The organism is Bacillus sp. bc15, assembly GCF_900142585.1.
GTDB classification, from domain to species: domain Bacteria; phylum Bacillota; class Bacilli; order Bacillales; family Bacillaceae_G; genus Bacillus_A; species Bacillus_A cereus.
In genome coordinates, this window is sequence record NZ_FRBJ01000001.1 from 315,900 (window position 1) to 332,009 (window position 16,110).

Sequence of the window (16,110 nt, forward strand, 5' to 3'; positions counted from 1 at the left end):
TTATCATCTTGAGCAGAGAGGAGGATGCATAGCATATTGTAAAATATAGAGATAAACAATGAAAAAGTGCTATGCAAATGAAGAGCATGAAGGGACGTTTAAGGCCAGGTGATACGGTAGCAATTGGTTTGATGCTATTTGCATTATTTTTAGGAGCAGGAAATTTAATTTTCCCGCCAGTTTTAGGTCAACAAGCAGGAGAGAATGTTTGGATTGCTACAATAGGATTCCTTGTAACGGGAGTCGGATTACCCCTACTAGCTGTAACAGCTGTCGCGTTTGTAGAGGGGGACTTGAAAGCGCTATCTTCTAGAGTCCACCCTATATTTGCGTTTATTTTCCCATTGATTAGTTATTTAGCAATTGGACCATTTTTCGCGATTCCGCGTACTGGAGCTGTTTCGTTTGAAATGGGTATGAAGCCGTTTTTATCAGAGGCAATGGTTTCAGAGTGGTACATGCTATTTCTTTTCACGATAGTTTTCTTCGGAATAACGTGGTATTTATCATTAAATCCATCTAAATTAGTGGATTGGTTTGGAAAGTTTCTTACGCCACTATTGGTATTAATTGTTGCTGTTATTGTCGGAAAGGCAATTATTGATCCAATTGGAGAGCCGGCTGCGCCGTTAGCTGCTTACCAAGAGAATGCTTTCTTTGGTGGATTTATTCAAGGGTATTTAACGATGGATGCAATTAGTGCTCTCGTATTTGGAATTGTCGTTGTACAAGTTATTCGCTCTAAAGGGATAAAAGAGAGTAGCCAAATTGCAAAAATAACAGTCGTATCAGGTATTATTGCTGTACTTGGTTTAACGTTAATCTATTTATCACTTGCTTATCTTGGTTCAACAAGTACATCACTTGGTGTCTCAGAAAACGGTGGTCTTATTTTAACGAATGTTGTAAATGAGCTATATGGGACGAGTGGTAAAGTTTTATTAGGGCTTGTTATTATACTCGCTTGTTTAACAACTTCTGTTGGGTTAACATCTGCGTGTGCGGGTTTCTTTACAAACTTATTCCCAAAACTTTCGCATAAAACGATTGTAACAATGGTATGTGTATTTAGTTTAATTGTATCTAACCTAGGTTTAACACAATTAATCGCAGTAACATTACCTGTGTTAATGATCATTTATCCAGTTGCAATTGTATTAATTGTACTTTCGTATTTCCATAAGTGGATTGGGAAGCGGAATACAATTTATATTGGAGCTATTTTAGGTGCATTGTTAATTAGTTTCTTTAACGGTTTAGAAAGTGCGAAAATTAAAATTGACGCGATTTCTAATGTACTACAAATGTTACCGTTATATAACGAAGGAATCGGATGGTTAATTCCATCATGTATTGGCGGGATTCTCGGTTTCTTCTTCTATAAATCAAATGAATCAAGTGAATTACAAAAGAAAGGTGCTTAGGCACCTTTCTTTTTTTGAAGGGAATTTTTGTATTTTGTCTAAGTAATAATTGGGGGGAATGATAAATGGCTAATTTTGAAGATTTTTTAAATTTGGATTTGAGAATTGGAACTGTAATACATGCAGAGGAATTTAAAGAAGCGAGAGTACCAGCGATTAAACTAGCAATAGATTTTGGAGAAATCGGGATAAAGCAGTCAAGTGCTCAAATTACGAAAAGGTATATTCCAGAAGATTTAATCGGTCAACAAATCGTTGCTGTTGTAAACTTTCCACCAAAGCGTGTAGCTGGATTCAAATCAGAAGTGCTTGTGCTTGGTGGTGTTCCTGAAGCTGATGATGTTGTGTTACTTCAGCCTAATATGGAATTGCCAAATGGAACGAAAATTAGCTAGGGTGAAGGTAGGGGCTAATATGGATATCGGACGAGAATATTTGCAATGTGCGATTTCGAACTTTGAAGCAACAAAGAAGCAAGGGGAACGGGCACTTTCTCAATTATCATATGAACAAATACAATGGTATTCTCATGAAGAAACAAATAGTATAGCGATTATTATAAAGCATCTGCACGGTAATATGCGTTCTAGATGGACGGATTTTTTAACGTCTGATGGTGAAAAAACCGATCGTAATCGAGATGGTGAATTTGAGGGATGCTATCATTCAAAAGAAGAAGCCCTTATAGCTTGGCAAGAAGGATGGAAATATGTTTTTAATACGATGAATACTTTAGCGCCGGAGCACTTATTGAAGACGGTATACATTCGCGGTGAAGCACATACTGTCATGCAAGCAATTGAAAGGCAAATTTCTCATTATGCATTGCATATTGGTCAGATTATTTACATTGGGAAGATGTTAAAAGAAAATGAGTGGGAATGTTTAAGTATTCCGAGAGGTCAGTCTGCACGTTATGTAGAGAAAAAACGTTCAATATAATAATAAGAAAGAAACCGATAAAAAATGGGAAATAAGAAAATCAGCCAAATAATAGATGGTTCTGTAATCATAAGAATGCTGCCAAAAATAAGTCCATACATAATAAGAAAGAAATTGAAAAGTGTATTTACTGGGATAAATCGTGAGAGGAACACTTGCTGTCGTTTAAAACAATCACTGTGAAATAAATAAAAGCGGAAGTACCATGTGGCGGTAATAAGATCTTTCTTTCTCACAATTCTTTTTTTGCATGTATGACAGATAAATGTTGGTTGCATTTCATTACGCTCCATTTTTTATTTTTATAATAATGTGAGACATAAGTAGGTACAACGTGTATGTTCCTATATACGCTCCTGCAATAAGGAAAAATGGATTCAGTAAAATCCCATGAATGCTCGTCATGAAAACTAAATCTTGTATTAAAACATCGTATATATTAATGGAAATAATTGTACCGAGTACATACAGTGCCAAGTACGCAGAAATATGTAGTACAATAGAGACTTTTGGATGCTTAGCGGACAAATAAAAAATGAATGATAGAGCGATTGGTAATATTCCTATTAATAGCTTCAATTCATTTCACCTCATTAACAATATAGCCGAAATTTTAACGGTCTATTCTCTAGGGCTTGTACATAACTTGAAATAGAGAGGTGATAGTATGAATCGGGGCTTTTTTTTTATGAAGTTTACAAGTATGCGTAAGTTAGTTTTATTTGTTATTACTACAGTGCTAGCGACTTTTTTTCTTATTAGTATGATGGTAACCTCTATGAAAGAGACGAAGTCAACGTATTTATATAATTGGTTAAATGAGTTATCGATGAATGGTTACATGTATGTACTTGGAAAAGAGAATCATTATTTTACACAGGAGTATCGAAAGTTGAATCAAGATTTTTCAATTTCTTCTTTTCTCTTTTCTATGGCTACAAATATTCGCTTTAATGATGTACGCAGTTTTGTCGGGAAAGAGCTACCCGGGTTTGGTAAGTACGATACAGAAATTGTTATTGCGGGTGAGGGCACAAACTATTCTAACTTACCGATAGAGTCGAGTGTACCTCTTGAAGAAGTAGTGAAAGAACGGACTAGTGGAACTGGACAAGCACCTAAACAAGATACGAATAAAGAGAAAAAACAGCCGTCCCAAACGACCGGGAAAAGACAAGTTGCGTTTATTTATCATACACATAGCTGGGAATCTTATTTACCTTTACTTAACTTAACGAATGACCCGAATCCGAATAAAGCAACGAGTTCTGTATCGAATATTTCTATATTAGGAGATCGTTTCCGTGAACAACTAGAAGGTGAAGGGATTGGAGCTACTAACGATAAGAGTGATGTTGGTCAAAAGTTAATAAGTAAGGGTTTAAACAGTAATAGTTCGTATAAAATGTCACGAGAAATTGTGCAGCAAGCTATGGCTGGAAATAAAGATCTTCAATACTTTTTTGATTTGCATCGTGATAGTGCTCGAAAGAATGTAACGACAAAAACAATTGGAGATAAATCATATGCGAAGCTTGCATTTGTAGTAGGGAAAGGAAATAAAAATTATGAAAAAAACTTACAATTAGCGACAGCTTTACATGAGGCGATTAATAAGAAATATCCAGGAGTGAGTCGTGGGGTCATTCAAAAAGGTTTCCAAACAGGAAATGGAATCTATAATCAAGATTTATCAGGGCAAGCGATATTAATAGAAGTTGGCGGTGTAGATAATACGGAGGAAGAATTGAATCGATCAATTGATGCACTTGCTAAGGCATTTGGTGAATATTTTTGGCAGGCAGAAAAAGTGAATGGATAAAGTGAAACTTGAATTAGCCAGGGTATCTATCGATAATTATTAGCTCACTTCAATCTTGGAAAAGCGTAAGTGTAATGCTTACGTTTTTTGTGTTGGTTTGAAATGTGGATAGCAAGATGTCACAAAATGGACATGATTAATAATTATTATAGCGATATCGAAATTTGTCTAATTATAATAGGAGAATTAGAAAGGGATTTTTGAAATGGCAGAGAAAATCTTTTTACAAGGAAAATTTTTATATTATGAAATTGATAGGGTGATTTAGGTGATTAGGGAGATCAAAGTAGAAGATGCAGCATCATTTTTGCAATTAAGTAAGCAATTAGATGAAGAAACGAAGTTTATGTTATATGAACCAGGAGAAAGGAAAACTACAGCTGAGCAACAAGAAAAAATGATCCAGCGATTTATAGAAAATGAATATGCAACAATATTTGTAGCAGTTGAAGATGAGAGAATAATAGGTTTTATATTAGTGAATGGAAATAACATTCAAAGAAAGAGGCATGTGGCAAGCATTGTAATTGGTATTTTGCAAGAGTATAACGGGCGAGGTATTGGGACGAGATTGTTTAAAGAGGTTGAGAAGTGGGCAAAATTACATGATGTATGGCGTTTAGAATTAACAGTAATGGCCCACAATACAAGAGCTCAGGCACTATATAAAAAAGCTGGATTTGAGAAAGAAGGTGTCAAAAAAGCTGCTCTTATTATCGATGGAAAGGACATCGATGAGTATGAAATGGCCAAATTATTAAAATAAGAGGTCGTTATATGAAAAAAAGATGGGCACTACTCGGTATCGTAGCTGCAATAATTATTGTTGGAGTAGCAGGAATCAATTATAAAATGTATAAGGATAAGCAGGCGCGGGAAGTAAGTGTAAATAGTATATTTCCAAAAGCGAAAGAAACGATTGCTAATATGGATGGGGATATTGCGGTAATTAATAATCCGAATTCAATGCTTGTACTTGTGAATAAAAGTAGGCGTTTACCAGATGGTTATAGACCGCCAGATTTAGTTATTCCGAAAGTGCGCTACTCTAGTGAAGGTGATCAAGAAAAGAAAAAGATGAGAAAAGAGGCAGCGAGGGCGCTTGAGGAAATGTTCCAGCAAGCTAACAACGAGCGTATTTTCCTTTTTGCAGTTTCTGGATTTAGATCCTTTGATCGACAAAAAGCATTAAATACGATGTATAAAAAACAAGATGGGGAAGCAAAAACAGCAATGTCTAGCGCGGTTCCTGGCACAAGTGAGCATCAAACTGGATTAGCTATGGATATTACGTCTCAATCTGCTAAATTTCAGTTAGAGACGGTTTTTGGGGAAACGAAAGAAGGTCAGTGGCTTTCTGAAAATGCCCATAAATTTGGTTTTGTGATTCGATACACAAAAGCGAAAGAAACGATTACGGGCTATCGGTATGAACCATGGCACGTAAGGTATGTGGGAAATCCACAAGCTACTTATTTGTATGATAATCAACTGACGCTTGAAGAAGTAACAGAGTAAATGATTGAGGGGAGAGACGTATAATGACGATGTTATATAAGAAAAAAGTACATGCATATATTACAAGAGAAAAAGAGGGGGTTATGCAATTACTGGTTTTTAAACATCGTGATATACATGAAGCTGGTATTCAAGTGCCAGGGGGAACGGTTGATGAAGGTGAAACGTTAGAAGCGGCTATATTGCGTGAAGTACAGGAAGAATCCGGATTACGTCATTTATGTATAGAGCGTTTTTTAGCAGATTACATTATACATGTGAAGGAAAAACAGGAATATGAAAAACGTCACTTTTTTCATGTAACTTTACTAACTGATGTAAAAGATACATGGGAACATATAGTAAGTGCTGGTGAGAAAGATCAAGGTTTAGCGTTTAGCTACGAATGGGTTAATATTGCAAAATGCCCTGAATTAGCAGGGAAACAAGGAGAGTTTTTACACTTATTAGATGAGATATATGTAAAGTAATAAAAGAGTCTGAAGCGAAAGTTCATTCGTTTTAGACTCTTTTTATTTTTCGGGAAATTAAAGGCTTTTTGAATAGATAAATTGAATTTCTTTAAAGGAATATTAGTTTGGAATAGTTGGGATGAAAAGATGAAAAAGTAAGAGTTATACGCAAAAAAGTTGCTATAAGGGAGAATATAAATGGAGATTCAGTTTAATCCAGTATTAAAAAAAGAATTAACAATTCATGATATACAAACCGAAATGGAATCTGGGCAGTTAACTTCAAAGGAATTAGTGATGTATTATCTTCATAGAATCGCAAAGTATGACCAAGACGGACCGGAAATTAATTCTATTTTAGAAATCAATCCAGATACTATTTTTATTGCAGAAGCGTTAGATTATGAAAGAAAGACAAAAGGTATAAGGGGTCCATTACATGGTATACCTGTTTTGCTTAAAGACAATATTGAAACGAATGACTCCATGCATACAAGTGCAGGTACGATTGCTCTAGAACAAAATATAAGCAGTGAAGATGCATTTCTCGTTACAAAATTACGAGAAGCCGGAGCAGTAATAATAGGAAAAACAAATATGACAGAATTAGCAAATGCAATGTCTTTTGAAATGTGGGCTGGATATAGTGCAAGAGGTGGTCAAACAATCAATCCATACGGAACGGGCAAGGACCATATGTTTGTTGGCGGATCTAGTACAGGATCTGCGATAGCAGTTGCCGCTAACTTTACAGTAGTATCTATTGGGACAGAAACCGATGCTTCTATTTTGAGCCCCGCTGTTCAAAATTCTGTAGTAGGTATTAAACCGACTGTCGGTTTAATTAGTCGTAGAGGAATTATTCCATTTACTTATTCGCAAGATACAGCTGGACCATTTGCTAGAACGGTAACAGATGCTGCTATTTTGCTAGGGAGTTTAATTGGAGTAGATGAGAAAGATGTTGCTACTCATAGAAGTGAAGGTAGGGCAGAGCAGGATTATACAAAATATCTTAATGTTAATGGCTTAAATGGAGCGAAGATTGGTGTGTTTAACGATGCACCAAAAGATTATTACGAAAATGGTGAGTATGATGAAATCTTGTTTAAGGAAACGATTCAAGTATTACGTAATGAAGGAGCGACAGTAGTAGAAAATATTAATATTCCTTCTTTTCATAGAGAATGGAGTTGGGGAGTGCCGATTTATGAACTGAAGCATAGTTTAGATAACTATCTTTCTAAATTACCTTCTACTATTCCGGTACATTCTATTTCGGAGTTAATGGAGTTTAATAAAAACATAGCAGAAAGAGCTTTAAAATATGGACAAACTAAGTTAGAGGGAAGAAAAGATTTTCCTAATACGTTACGAAATCCAGAATATTTAAATGCAAGATTAGAAGATATATATTTTTCACAAGAACAAGGCATTGATTTTGCATTGGAAAAATATAATCTTGATGCGATACTGTTTCCTTCCTATATAGCTTCTACTATATGTGCGAAAGCGGGTTATCCGTCTATAGCAATACCTGCAGGGTATATGGAAAGCGGGAGACCTTTTGGAATTACGATTGCAAGTACTGCCTTTAGTGAAGGGATGTTAATTAAGCTAGCTTACGCTTTTGAACAGGCGACAAAACATAGAAAAATCCCAAACTTGTCATGAATAGAATAAATAAAAAGGACAGGGAATGCCTGTCCTTTTTGTTTTAGTGATTAAAGTGAAATATCGTTCTGCTCTGTTTTATGATATTTTAATAAACTAAAAGATAAACAAGCGGAACATAAAATAAGAATAGAAGCGATGATATAAATTGTACGAACACCGAACATATCAGTAATAATGCCAACACTAAGCATAGATAGTCCAGAGGCTGTTGAAAGAAGTACACCATGTGCTGTATACATTTTTGATAATAAAGCAGGGGCGACACTTGATTGTAAAACAGTCGTTTGGGAAATATCTCTAATTTGATAACATGGTCCCATTAGAACACATAGAAAAAGCGCAATAAATCCGCTGCTCGTCATACCATATAAAAATGTAAGAATGCTAAATATAAGAGAGCCAATCGACATAGATCGTATTAAATTGTTTTGAATATAGGAACTCATTTTCCATGCTAATAGACCACCGATTAACGTGCCAACATAATAACTTGTATTAATATATCCCCACCATTCTTCGCCTTTATGAAGAATAGTCGTAACATATGCCATCGTAATAGCGCCAATCCATATTGTCCCGGCGAAAGTTTCAATTAAGTCCATATATGTAACGGTACGGAGAGAAGGATTTTGAAATAAGAGTTTCCAACCTTCCGATAAAGCAGTACTTTTTGAAGAGGGAGGATCTGCTATTCGTTCAGTATGTATGGTACGTAATGAAAAGTGTAATGCAATACATCCAAAAATCATTAACATGTTATTAATCATGAGTGTAGATGTAGCGCCAATGAGAAGAACGATAACACTCGTAAATGAATAAGCGGCGGCTTGCGCAATTTGTGTTGAAAAGGAAAAGATACTATTTACTTTTACTAATTTTTCTTTCGGTGTAAGGCGCGGAAGAATGCTGTATAGTAATGGAGCGCTCCATCCACTACATAATGAAATGAAAAAAATAAAAGTTAATAGAGCTATAATGTTTGTGGATAAGACCGGAAACAAAATCATTAATAATAGTAAAAAGACTGTTTTTAGCCATTGTAGCGTATATAACAACGTATAAGACGGAAAACGATTTATTATTAGTGGTGCAGAGATGTTAGCAATTAGATTTGTGATAACTTGTAATAATGGAAAAAGAGCAGTAATAGTAGCTGATTTAGTTGCTATATAAATATGAGTTGTAATAATCATTACATATACGATGTCAGCGAGAGTAATGCATGTTTTGGAACCTAAGTAGTAGGTTAGTGACAGGTTTCTCAATAAGAATAACACCTCTATAAAAATAGTATTTAGTAATTAGAATAATTGTAATTTAAAAAATGAAATTTTTAAAGAATTTAATTTTTTGTCACTTTTTGAAAGGAATTTTCATGTATAATGAAGAATATACTGATATAGTGTTATATTGATAATTCATTGTAACAGTGAGTATGTACAATAGCTTGTAGCAAACGCCCAAGTGTAAGAAAGGGCGGATAAACCATTCTTTTCTTCATATACATATAGAAAATGAGAAAGAAAGTGAGGGTTGCATATGGCTGCTTGGGTAATTTGGTTTATAATAGCTGGTATTTTATTTATTGCAGAAATGTTGTCGATTACATTTTACATGCTTTGGCTTGGAATTGGAGCTGTTGTCGGAGGTCTTATTGCTTTGTTTGCTCCTGATGCACTACTGTTACAAGTTACTGTTGGCGCAATTATAAGTTTAACTTTGACATTCTTTACGAAAAGAATTTCAAAAAACTTTCGAGAAGCAAAAGGTTTTACGGATACAGTAGATATGCTTGTTGGTAAAAAAGGGATTGTTATGCAAGCGATTACAAATGAAGCGAATGGTATTGTGAAGGTGGATGGAGATACTTGGACAGCTATTGCAGATTCTTCAATTGATGCTGGAGAAAAAGTCGTTGTTATAAAGAGGCATAGTACTATATTACAAGTAAAAAAGGAGAGTGAATAAATATGGTAGCATTAACGTTAACGATTATATTCGCACTAATTGTAGTTACATTTATCGCATTAACAATTAAAATTATTCCTCAGCAAAAAGTTGGGGTTGTTGAAAGATTTGGTAAGTTTCAACGTATCATGCACCCAGGATTAAATATTTTAATCCCAATTGTAGATCGTGTTCGTGTATATCACGACTTACGTATTCAACAAACGAATGTACCACCGCAAAAAGTAATTACGAAAGATAATGTTCAAGTAGAAATAGATACAATTATTTTCTATCAAATTGTTGAACCAGAACTTGCGACATATGGTATTTCAAACTATGAATATGGTGTTCGTAATATTACTTCAGCAACGATGCGTCAAATTATCGGTAAAATGGAACTGGATGAAACGTTATCTGGTCGTGAAAAAATTTCAACAGAAATCCGCTTAGCGCTTGATGAAGCAACAGAAAAATGGGGCGTACGTATTGAACGTGTCGAAGTTGTTGATATTAACCCGCCAAAAGATGTGCAAGCATCAATGGAAAAACAAATGAAGGCTGAGCGTAATAAACGTGCAATTATTTTAGAAGCTGAAGCAGCAAAACAAGATAAAGTTCTTCGTGCTGAAGGGGAAAAGCAAAGTAAAATCTTGATGGCTGAAGGGGATAAAGAAGCGCGTATTCGCGAAGCTGAAGGTATAAGAGAAGCAAAAGAATTAGAGGCACAAGGGGAAGCGCGAGCAATTGAAGAAATCGCAAAAGCAGAACAAAACCGTATTGAATTGCTTCGTGAAGCGAATTTGGATGAGCGCATACTTGCTTACAAATCATTCGAATCATTAGCTGAAGTTGCAAAAGGACCAGCAAATAAAGTCTTTATTCCGTCTAATGCAATTGAAACACTTGGTACTCTTGGGGCAATTGGAGAAATATTTAAAGAAAAACAAGCGAAGAAACTACCTTCAAATGATACAGGAAAAGAACAATAAAAGTGAGGAAGAGAAATGGGATACCATTTCTCTTTTTTTGTGCGTATATTCCGAAAAGCTTGTACATATCCATGTATAAAGAAGGTGATGCAGTGAAAAAGTATGCAACTCGAATACATGGGAAGAAATTAATTTCGTTACTCCTTTTATATGCGCTAATAGTAATTATAATAGCGTCGATTTTGACGTCACTTTTACATACAATGAAATCGAATTATGCAAATCAATGGTTTGGAAAAGTATCGATGCAAGGTTTTGTTCAAATGATAGAAAGTGAGAATCACTATTACGGATTTGATTATTTTAAGCAGAATAAAAGAGAGTCAGTTGGGAATTTAATGTTCTCTATTGCGACAGATTTGAAAATTAAAGATTTAAGAACATTCGTCGGTAAAGAAGTACCTGGTATGTCAAAGTATTATTCTAATATTATCGTAGCTGGGGAAGGGACAAACTTGACGAATATCCCAAATGAATCTAGTGTACCGATTGAAGAAGTAACGAAAGAACGGGAAGTAGCAAAAGATAAAGTTACAGAAGCGGAAAAGAATAATCCGGTTCAGAAAAAGAACGGAGCGAAAAAAGGTGAAAGTGCAGTATATATTTATCATACACATAGCTGGGAATCCTTCTTTCCATTATTACCAGGGGCAACTGATCCATCTAGCCCAGATGTAAATGTGTCCTTACTAGGAAAACGTATGAAGGAACAACTTGAGGGGCAAGGAATTCCAGTAATTCACGATAAAACGAATATGGGTGATTTATTAGCGAGTAAAAAGTGGGTATGGTATCAGTCATATAAAGCATCTCATGAATATGTAAAAGGAGCATTAGCACAAAATAATAAAATTGCGTTTCCGATTGATATACATCGTGATGATCAGCGTAAGAAAGTAACAACAAAAGTAATTAATGGAAAATCGTATGCAAGATTATATTTTATTATTGGGATGGAAAATGAAGGCCGTGCTGAAAATGAAAAAATTGCAAGAGCGATCAATAGTTATTTAGATGAAAACTATTACGGATTAAGTAGAGGGATTTTTCCGAAGTATAAAAAAGATGGAAATGGCGTTTATAACCAAGATCTATCGAAAAATGCGATGTTAATTGAAGTTGGTGGTGTTGATAATACGTTAGATGAATTATATAACACAATTGATGTGTTAACAGAAGCGTTTAGTAAATATTATTGGAATGATGCGGAAAAAGTGAATGGATGAGGGACGGGAGACCGTTCCTTTTTATTTTGAAATCTTAAAATGTGATATAATAGAATTTTGTGAATGTTAAATAAAGGGGGAGAGAGAAACATGCAAATACTACTAATACGCCACGGAGAATCAGAAGCTGATATTTTACATGTGCATGAAGGACGAGCTGATTTTGAGTTGACTGACAAAGGGAGACGACAAGTACAAAGACTTGTACAGAAAGTGAAAAAAGATTTTGCACCAGATTTCATTTGGGCAAGCACATTAAAACGCGCTCGCGAAACGGGTGAAACATTAGCAGAAGCAATTGGTTGTCCAATTCAATTAGAAGAGGAATTAATGGAGTTTAATAATGGAATACAAGCTGGCTTATCATTTGAAGAAGCAAAGAAATATCCAGAGCCAAAATTTCTTCATGACCGTTTTGAAAACGGAGAGTCATTTATTGAGTTTCGAATGAGAATAGAAGGGATTTTTTCTAAAATTGTGACAGAGAATACATATGATCGAATTGCGATTGTTGCCCATGGAGGCGTAATTAATAGTCTATTACGTGCATTTTTCAATATGCCAATTTCAATGGACTACTATTTCAAAATGGGAGATACGGGAATAAGTTTAATTGAAATTGAGGGTGAACAAAAAACGGTGCATTTCATTAATGATACGAATCATTTGGACGGGATGTAAAGACTTATGTACAAAGTTGCATTTTTTGATGTTGATGGTACGCTTTTAAGCGAGATTGATAGAAGTATGCACGAAAGTACAAAAGAAGCGGTACAAAGATTAATAGATAAGGGGATTCACGTAGTTGTTACAACAGGGAGACCATATAGTTTATGCTCACAATTTAAGGGGCTAGGCATAAAAACGTATATTTCTGCAAATGGTGCACATATAAAATTGGGGGAAAAAGTTATACATAAATCAGTACTTTCAAGCGAAATCGTTCATGATATTTCAAATTTTGCTGAATTACATGGTCACAGTGTTTCTTACTTTACAGAAGAATTTGCAATGAATGATATTGCCTCCAAAGATGAACGTGTCATACGAGCGTTAAATGAAACTTTAAATTTAGAGCGGTATCCTGACAAAGTTAAAAACTTGTCAGATGAGATGTATTGCATATGTCTGTATGCTGATGAAGCAGAAGCTCAAAAATTCATTGAAAGATATCCAGCACTTACGTTTGACCGTTTTCATGGTTACGTTATGAATGTATTGGAAGATAGTAAAGTATCGAAGCTAACTGCAATTCAAAAAGTATTGGAACATTTAAATATTAGTAAATCAGAAGCCATTGCTTTTGGTGATGGTGGAAATGATATTGAGATGTTGCAGTATGTAGGATTAGGAGTTGCGATGGGAAATGGTGGAGAGGAGTTGAAGAGAAGGGCTGATTTCGTTACAACGAAGGCGAGTGAAGGCGGAATTTCTTATGCCTTAAAGAAGTTGCACATTATTTAAAACTGATAGCTAGTCAGTGTGAAAAATCCTGTTTTAATAATAGGATTTTTTTGTTCAACAATGTGCTTGCAATAAAAGGAAAAATATGAGTATAATGAGAAAGTAATTAGGTAAGCTAATTATTTAATGAGAAAGGAGAGTGAAGATGAATGGATTCAAGAAAAGATTCTCTTCCTTTAGGGATTGAGCCGTACGCAGAGTTAATCAAAAAGACAGCATCAGCGGAAACGGATCCAATCGCAGCAAAACTTGGTTTGTTAATGTTATGGACGTCTGATAATGTTCTTGATGCGGTTGACGTAGATTTAGCTCCGCTTGGTATTTCAGAGAGTAAATTAGATTTTTTACTATTGTTTATTTTGCGTGAAATGGAAGCGAATGGGGAAGAGGTGAACATGAGTCCTTCGGATATTGCGAGTCGATTAGGGATTACACGTGCTTCTGTCACTGGCTTATTAGATTGGATGGAGAAACGAGAGTTAATCGTAAGATTCCACCATTCTGAAGATCGAAGAAGATTAAAGGTGAAAATTACTCCGAAAGGAAAAGAACTAGTTACACATTCTTTACCAACTTTTTGGTTATCTTGCGCTTCGTTAGTTGATGGCTTTAATCAAGAAGAGCGTCAAGTTTTAGAAAAGCTATTAAATAAAATGCAAACAACTATGCAGGTGAAATTAGGAGAAGGTAGGTAAATAAGTTGATTATGAAGATCAACTTATTTATTTGGACATATAATTAGCTTACCTTATTATATGCTTAACTAACTTTATGAACGGTGATAATTTTTGCTATGTAATTAAAATAAATAAGAGTTAAAGGAATGCTATTTTAGTAATTTAGAGAGTTTAAACTAATAAAAACAAATCGTAATAAGGGAGAGAGTTTATGATGGAAATAGGAAAGGAAGTAAATAGTGAAAAGAATTATACAATAATGACAGCAGTATTATGTTGGTCGGGTATGGTAGTTATGTCTAGCCTATATGTAACAATACCTTTAATCTCTCTATTTTCAAACATTTTTAATACGTCATTAGCACAATCGGCAGCTACAGGAAGTATATTTTCTGTTGGCTTTGCTATCGGGTGTTTGTTATTTGGGGCAATTTCTGATAAATATGGACGAAAAAAAGTGATTTTTATTGGATTGCTTGCACTGTCGATTGTTTCTTTTTGCTTAGGGTTTGTAGATAGTTTATTTTGGCTTGTTATTTTTAGAGGTATACAAGGGATAGCAGCAGCTACATTTTCTCCAGTAGCGTTAGCCTACGTTGTAGAAATATTCCCAGTAGAAAGAAGGGTTACAACAATAGGATTTGTTAGTACTGGTTTTTTAGTAGCTGGAATTGTAGGGCAGGTAATAAGTACTGCTGTTAGTCAGCATTTTGGATGGCATATGGTTTTCTTTCTTCTTAGCATTGTCTATATAAGTACTGCTATATGGGTTTATTATTCTCTTCCGAAAGGAGAGACGTCTCAATCCTATACTGATATTTTGGGGCCAATTAAACAGATGGGGAAAGTTTTTACAAATAAAAGCTTAGTATCAAGCTATATAATTGCATTTGTTTTATTAATGGCTTTTGTTAATATGTATACTGTTTTAGGGAATTATTTGAGCTCTCCTACTTACAATTTAACTGCAGAACAAATTCTTTATTTTCGCTTAGCGGGGCTATTTGGTATGTTGCTGTCACCGCTTGCAGGTCGTTTAACGAAGAGGTTTGAAGTAAGAAAAGTTCTTCAGGGAGGATTGTTGATCGCTATTTTTAGTCTAAGTTCAATGGGCTTTGTTTCGTATCTATCTCTACTTGTAATGATGAGTGTCTGTTTTGTAATAGGTATTGCTATATCCGTTCCGTCTTTAGTTTCTCTTGTAGGTCAATTAGGAGGGAAAGCGAGGGGAATAGCAGTATCTATTTATACTTTTATTTTATTTTTAGGTACTAGTATAGGACCTATCATTTCTATTTATCTAATGAAAATAGGAGGGTATGCTCAAACATTTATTTTATTAGGAATGATACTTTTTATTGGTTTTGTAGCTTCTCTATTTATAATTAATGAATAAGTGGAAAATCACTCAAATAAAGAAATGCGAGGATCTTTCATATGCTCACATAATAAAAGATGAATTTGTCCACGATGATGATAAAAGTGTGCAACGATTTCAAGTAACCATTCAAAGCGCGAATAAGAAATACCCCAATAGGCAGTCATAACTTCTGCTAATTCTATTTGGGAGTAGGAAAGAAATGTTTTGGAGAGAAGGTTGTATCCTTCAATCATCGTTTGTTGCATTTGAGCAACTGTTACGGGCGTATGTTCTATATAAAAGGTATGTAATTCTTTTTCTGGAATACCATTTAAAATGAGCAAATCAGCATGACAAATAAGAGAAAGATGTGTACACATTTCAAATAATGATCGTTTTGAGTGAATCGGTTGTATTTTTAAATCGTTTTCACTATATTGGTTAAGCATATAAATAGAAGTATCAATAGCAACTTTTAGTTGATGTAATGCAGATTGAACAAACATTGTAATTCTCCTCGTCTCCGTATATAATAGTTTCTTGAGGATATTATATCATACTCAAAATTCCGAAAATTCTAGTAGTTTGACTAGCATAATGAAAAGTATT

General features: G+C 34.7%; 19 protein-coding genes. 15 read left to right on the forward strand and 4 right to left on the reverse strand.

Translation table 11 applies throughout. The annotated features are described in order from the left end of the window. Positions 1-71 precede the first annotated feature (71 nt). The 3 genes from brnQ (at position 72) to BUA87_RS01630 (ending at position 2,366) form a co-directional block, all read left to right on the forward strand. Positions 72-1,424, forward strand: coding sequence for a branched-chain amino acid transport system II carrier protein (brnQ, locus tag BUA87_RS01620; RefSeq protein WP_025118396.1), 1,353 nt, complete (start codon positions 72-74; stop codon positions 1,422-1,424). A gap of 65 nt (positions 1,425-1,489) precedes the next feature. Next, a complete protein-coding gene (csaA, locus tag BUA87_RS01625; RefSeq protein WP_001263013.1) occupies positions 1,490-1,819 on the forward strand; it encodes a chaperone CsaA in 330 nt (109 codons plus the stop codon). Continuing rightward, a complete protein-coding gene (locus tag BUA87_RS01630; RefSeq protein ID WP_002093963.1) occupies positions 1,800-2,366 on the forward strand; it encodes a DUF1572 domain-containing protein in 567 nt (188 codons plus the stop codon). Before csaA ends, BUA87_RS01630 begins: the two co-directional genes overlap by 20 nt. On the opposite strand, the gene BUA87_RS01635 is transcribed toward BUA87_RS01630, so the two are convergent. Beyond that, positions 2,339-2,644: a permease gene (locus tag BUA87_RS01635; RefSeq protein ID WP_071714392.1), complete on the reverse strand. Its 306-nt coding sequence runs from the start codon at positions 2,642-2,644 to the stop codon at positions 2,339-2,341. The two genes, BUA87_RS01630 and BUA87_RS01635, sit on opposite strands and share 28 nt — an antisense overlap. Positions 2,645-2,648: 4 nt before the next feature. Further along, positions 2,649-2,945: a hypothetical protein gene (locus tag BUA87_RS01640; RefSeq protein ID WP_000770732.1), complete on the reverse strand. Its 297-nt coding sequence runs from the start codon at positions 2,943-2,945 to the stop codon at positions 2,649-2,651. Between the two features lie 88 nt (positions 2,946-3,033). Between BUA87_RS01640 and BUA87_RS01645 the strand changes: the two genes are divergently transcribed. From BUA87_RS01645 to BUA87_RS01670, 5 genes are all read left to right on the forward strand, one after another. Then, positions 3,034-4,188, forward strand: coding sequence for a stage II sporulation protein P (locus tag BUA87_RS01645; protein ID WP_001079282.1), 1,155 nt, complete (start codon positions 3,034-3,036; stop codon positions 4,186-4,188). Between the two features lie 268 nt (positions 4,189-4,456). Further along, the gene (locus BUA87_RS01655) at positions 4,457-4,954 is read left to right on the forward strand and encodes a GNAT family N-acetyltransferase (protein ID WP_002093964.1); all 498 of its coding nucleotides are present in this window, start codon (positions 4,457-4,459) and stop codon (positions 4,952-4,954) included. A gap of 11 nt (positions 4,955-4,965) precedes the next feature. Beyond that, positions 4,966-5,706, forward strand: a complete 741-nt coding sequence (locus BUA87_RS01660) for a M15 family metallopeptidase (protein ID WP_000747650.1) — start codon at positions 4,966-4,968, stop codon at positions 5,704-5,706. Between the two features lie 23 nt (positions 5,707-5,729). Then, positions 5,730-6,176, forward strand: coding sequence for an NUDIX hydrolase (locus BUA87_RS01665; RefSeq protein ID WP_016512975.1), 447 nt, complete (start codon positions 5,730-5,732; stop codon positions 6,174-6,176). 180 nt (positions 6,177-6,356) lie between these two features. Beyond that, entirely contained in the window at positions 6,357-7,832 is a 1,476-nt protein-coding gene (locus BUA87_RS01670; RefSeq protein ID WP_071714390.1) for an amidase family protein, read from the forward strand. Between the two features lie 50 nt (positions 7,833-7,882). On the opposite strand, the gene BUA87_RS01675 is transcribed toward BUA87_RS01670, so the two are convergent. Continuing rightward, positions 7,883-9,100: an MFS transporter gene (locus BUA87_RS01675; RefSeq protein ID WP_001245237.1), complete on the reverse strand. Its 1,218-nt coding sequence runs from the start codon at positions 9,098-9,100 to the stop codon at positions 7,883-7,885. 274 nt (positions 9,101-9,374) lie between these two features. On the opposite strand from BUA87_RS01675, the gene BUA87_RS01680 reads away from it, so the two are divergent. From BUA87_RS01680 to BUA87_RS01710, 7 genes are all read left to right on the forward strand, one after another. After that, entirely contained in the window at positions 9,375-9,803 is a 429-nt protein-coding gene (locus BUA87_RS01680) for an NfeD family protein (RefSeq protein ID WP_000741971.1), read from the forward strand. A gap of 2 nt (positions 9,804-9,805) precedes the next feature. Next, complete coding sequence (locus tag BUA87_RS01685) at positions 9,806-10,774, forward strand: SPFH domain-containing protein (protein WP_000226254.1); 969 nt, start codon at positions 9,806-9,808, stop codon at positions 10,772-10,774. 20 nt (positions 10,775-10,794) lie between these two features. After that, positions 10,795-12,000: a stage II sporulation protein P gene (locus tag BUA87_RS01690; protein WP_307838012.1), complete on the forward strand. Its 1,206-nt coding sequence runs from the start codon at positions 10,795-10,797 to the stop codon at positions 11,998-12,000. Between the two features lie 90 nt (positions 12,001-12,090). Beyond that, positions 12,091-12,681 (forward strand): histidine phosphatase family protein, encoded by a 591-nt coding sequence (locus tag BUA87_RS01695; protein ID WP_001166442.1) that lies wholly within the window; start codon positions 12,091-12,093, stop codon positions 12,679-12,681. A 6-nt stretch (positions 12,682-12,687) separates the two neighbouring features. Beyond that, positions 12,688-13,464 (forward strand): Cof-type HAD-IIB family hydrolase, encoded by a 777-nt coding sequence (locus BUA87_RS01700; protein WP_071714389.1) that lies wholly within the window; start codon positions 12,688-12,690, stop codon positions 13,462-13,464. A gap of 149 nt (positions 13,465-13,613) precedes the next feature. Next, a complete protein-coding gene (locus BUA87_RS01705) occupies positions 13,614-14,159 on the forward strand; it encodes a MarR family winged helix-turn-helix transcriptional regulator (RefSeq protein WP_000378333.1) in 546 nt (181 codons plus the stop codon). 196 nt (positions 14,160-14,355) lie between these two features. Further along, entirely contained in the window at positions 14,356-15,537 is a 1,182-nt protein-coding gene (locus tag BUA87_RS01710) for an MFS transporter (RefSeq protein ID WP_071714447.1), read from the forward strand. Positions 15,538-15,545: 8 nt separating this feature from the next. Here the strand turns inward: BUA87_RS01710 and BUA87_RS01715 are convergent, their stop codons facing one another. Continuing rightward, on the reverse strand, positions 15,546-16,007 hold the full coding sequence (locus BUA87_RS01715; protein ID WP_065228708.1) for a DinB family protein: 462 nt from the start codon (positions 16,005-16,007) through the stop codon (positions 15,546-15,548). Positions 16,008-16,110 lie beyond the last annotated feature (103 nt).

What these genes read in the sequence shown, in the direction of transcription:
- BUA87_RS01665 (WP_016512975.1), top strand. Translation starts at nt 5,730, where the DNA reads ATGACGATGTTATATAAGAAAAAAGTACATGCATATATTACAAGAGAA.
- brnQ (WP_025118396.1), top strand. Translation starts at nt 72, where the DNA reads ATGCAAATGAAGAGCATGAAGGGACGTTTAAGGCCAGGTGATACGGTA.
- BUA87_RS01645 (WP_001079282.1), top strand. Translation starts at nt 3,034, where the DNA reads ATGAATCGGGGCTTTTTTTTTATGAAGTTTACAAGTATGCGTAAGTTA.
- BUA87_RS01705 (WP_000378333.1), top strand. Translation starts at nt 13,614, where the DNA reads ATGGATTCAAGAAAAGATTCTCTTCCTTTAGGGATTGAGCCGTACGCA.
- BUA87_RS01715 (WP_065228708.1), bottom strand. Translation starts at nt 16,007, where the DNA reads ATGTTTGTTCAATCTGCATTACATCAACTAAAAGTTGCTATTGATACT.
- BUA87_RS01630 (WP_002093963.1), top strand. Translation starts at nt 1,800, where the DNA reads ATGGAACGAAAATTAGCTAGGGTGAAGGTAGGGGCTAATATGGATATC.
- BUA87_RS01685 (WP_000226254.1), top strand. Translation starts at nt 9,806, where the DNA reads ATGGTAGCATTAACGTTAACGATTATATTCGCACTAATTGTAGTTACA.
- csaA (WP_001263013.1), top strand. Translation starts at nt 1,490, where the DNA reads ATGGCTAATTTTGAAGATTTTTTAAATTTGGATTTGAGAATTGGAACT.
- BUA87_RS01680 (WP_000741971.1), top strand. Translation starts at nt 9,375, where the DNA reads ATGGCTGCTTGGGTAATTTGGTTTATAATAGCTGGTATTTTATTTATT.
- BUA87_RS01700 (WP_071714389.1), top strand. Translation starts at nt 12,688, where the DNA reads ATGTACAAAGTTGCATTTTTTGATGTTGATGGTACGCTTTTAAGCGAG.
- BUA87_RS01635 (WP_071714392.1), bottom strand. Translation starts at nt 2,644, where the DNA reads ATGCAACCAACATTTATCTGTCATACATGCAAAAAAAGAATTGTGAGA.
- BUA87_RS01670 (WP_071714390.1), top strand. Translation starts at nt 6,357, where the DNA reads ATGGAGATTCAGTTTAATCCAGTATTAAAAAAAGAATTAACAATTCAT.
- BUA87_RS01710 (WP_071714447.1), top strand. Translation starts at nt 14,356, where the DNA reads ATGGAAATAGGAAAGGAAGTAAATAGTGAAAAGAATTATACAATAATG.
- BUA87_RS01695 (WP_001166442.1), top strand. Translation starts at nt 12,091, where the DNA reads ATGCAAATACTACTAATACGCCACGGAGAATCAGAAGCTGATATTTTA.
- BUA87_RS01660 (WP_000747650.1), top strand. Translation starts at nt 4,966, where the DNA reads ATGAAAAAAAGATGGGCACTACTCGGTATCGTAGCTGCAATAATTATT.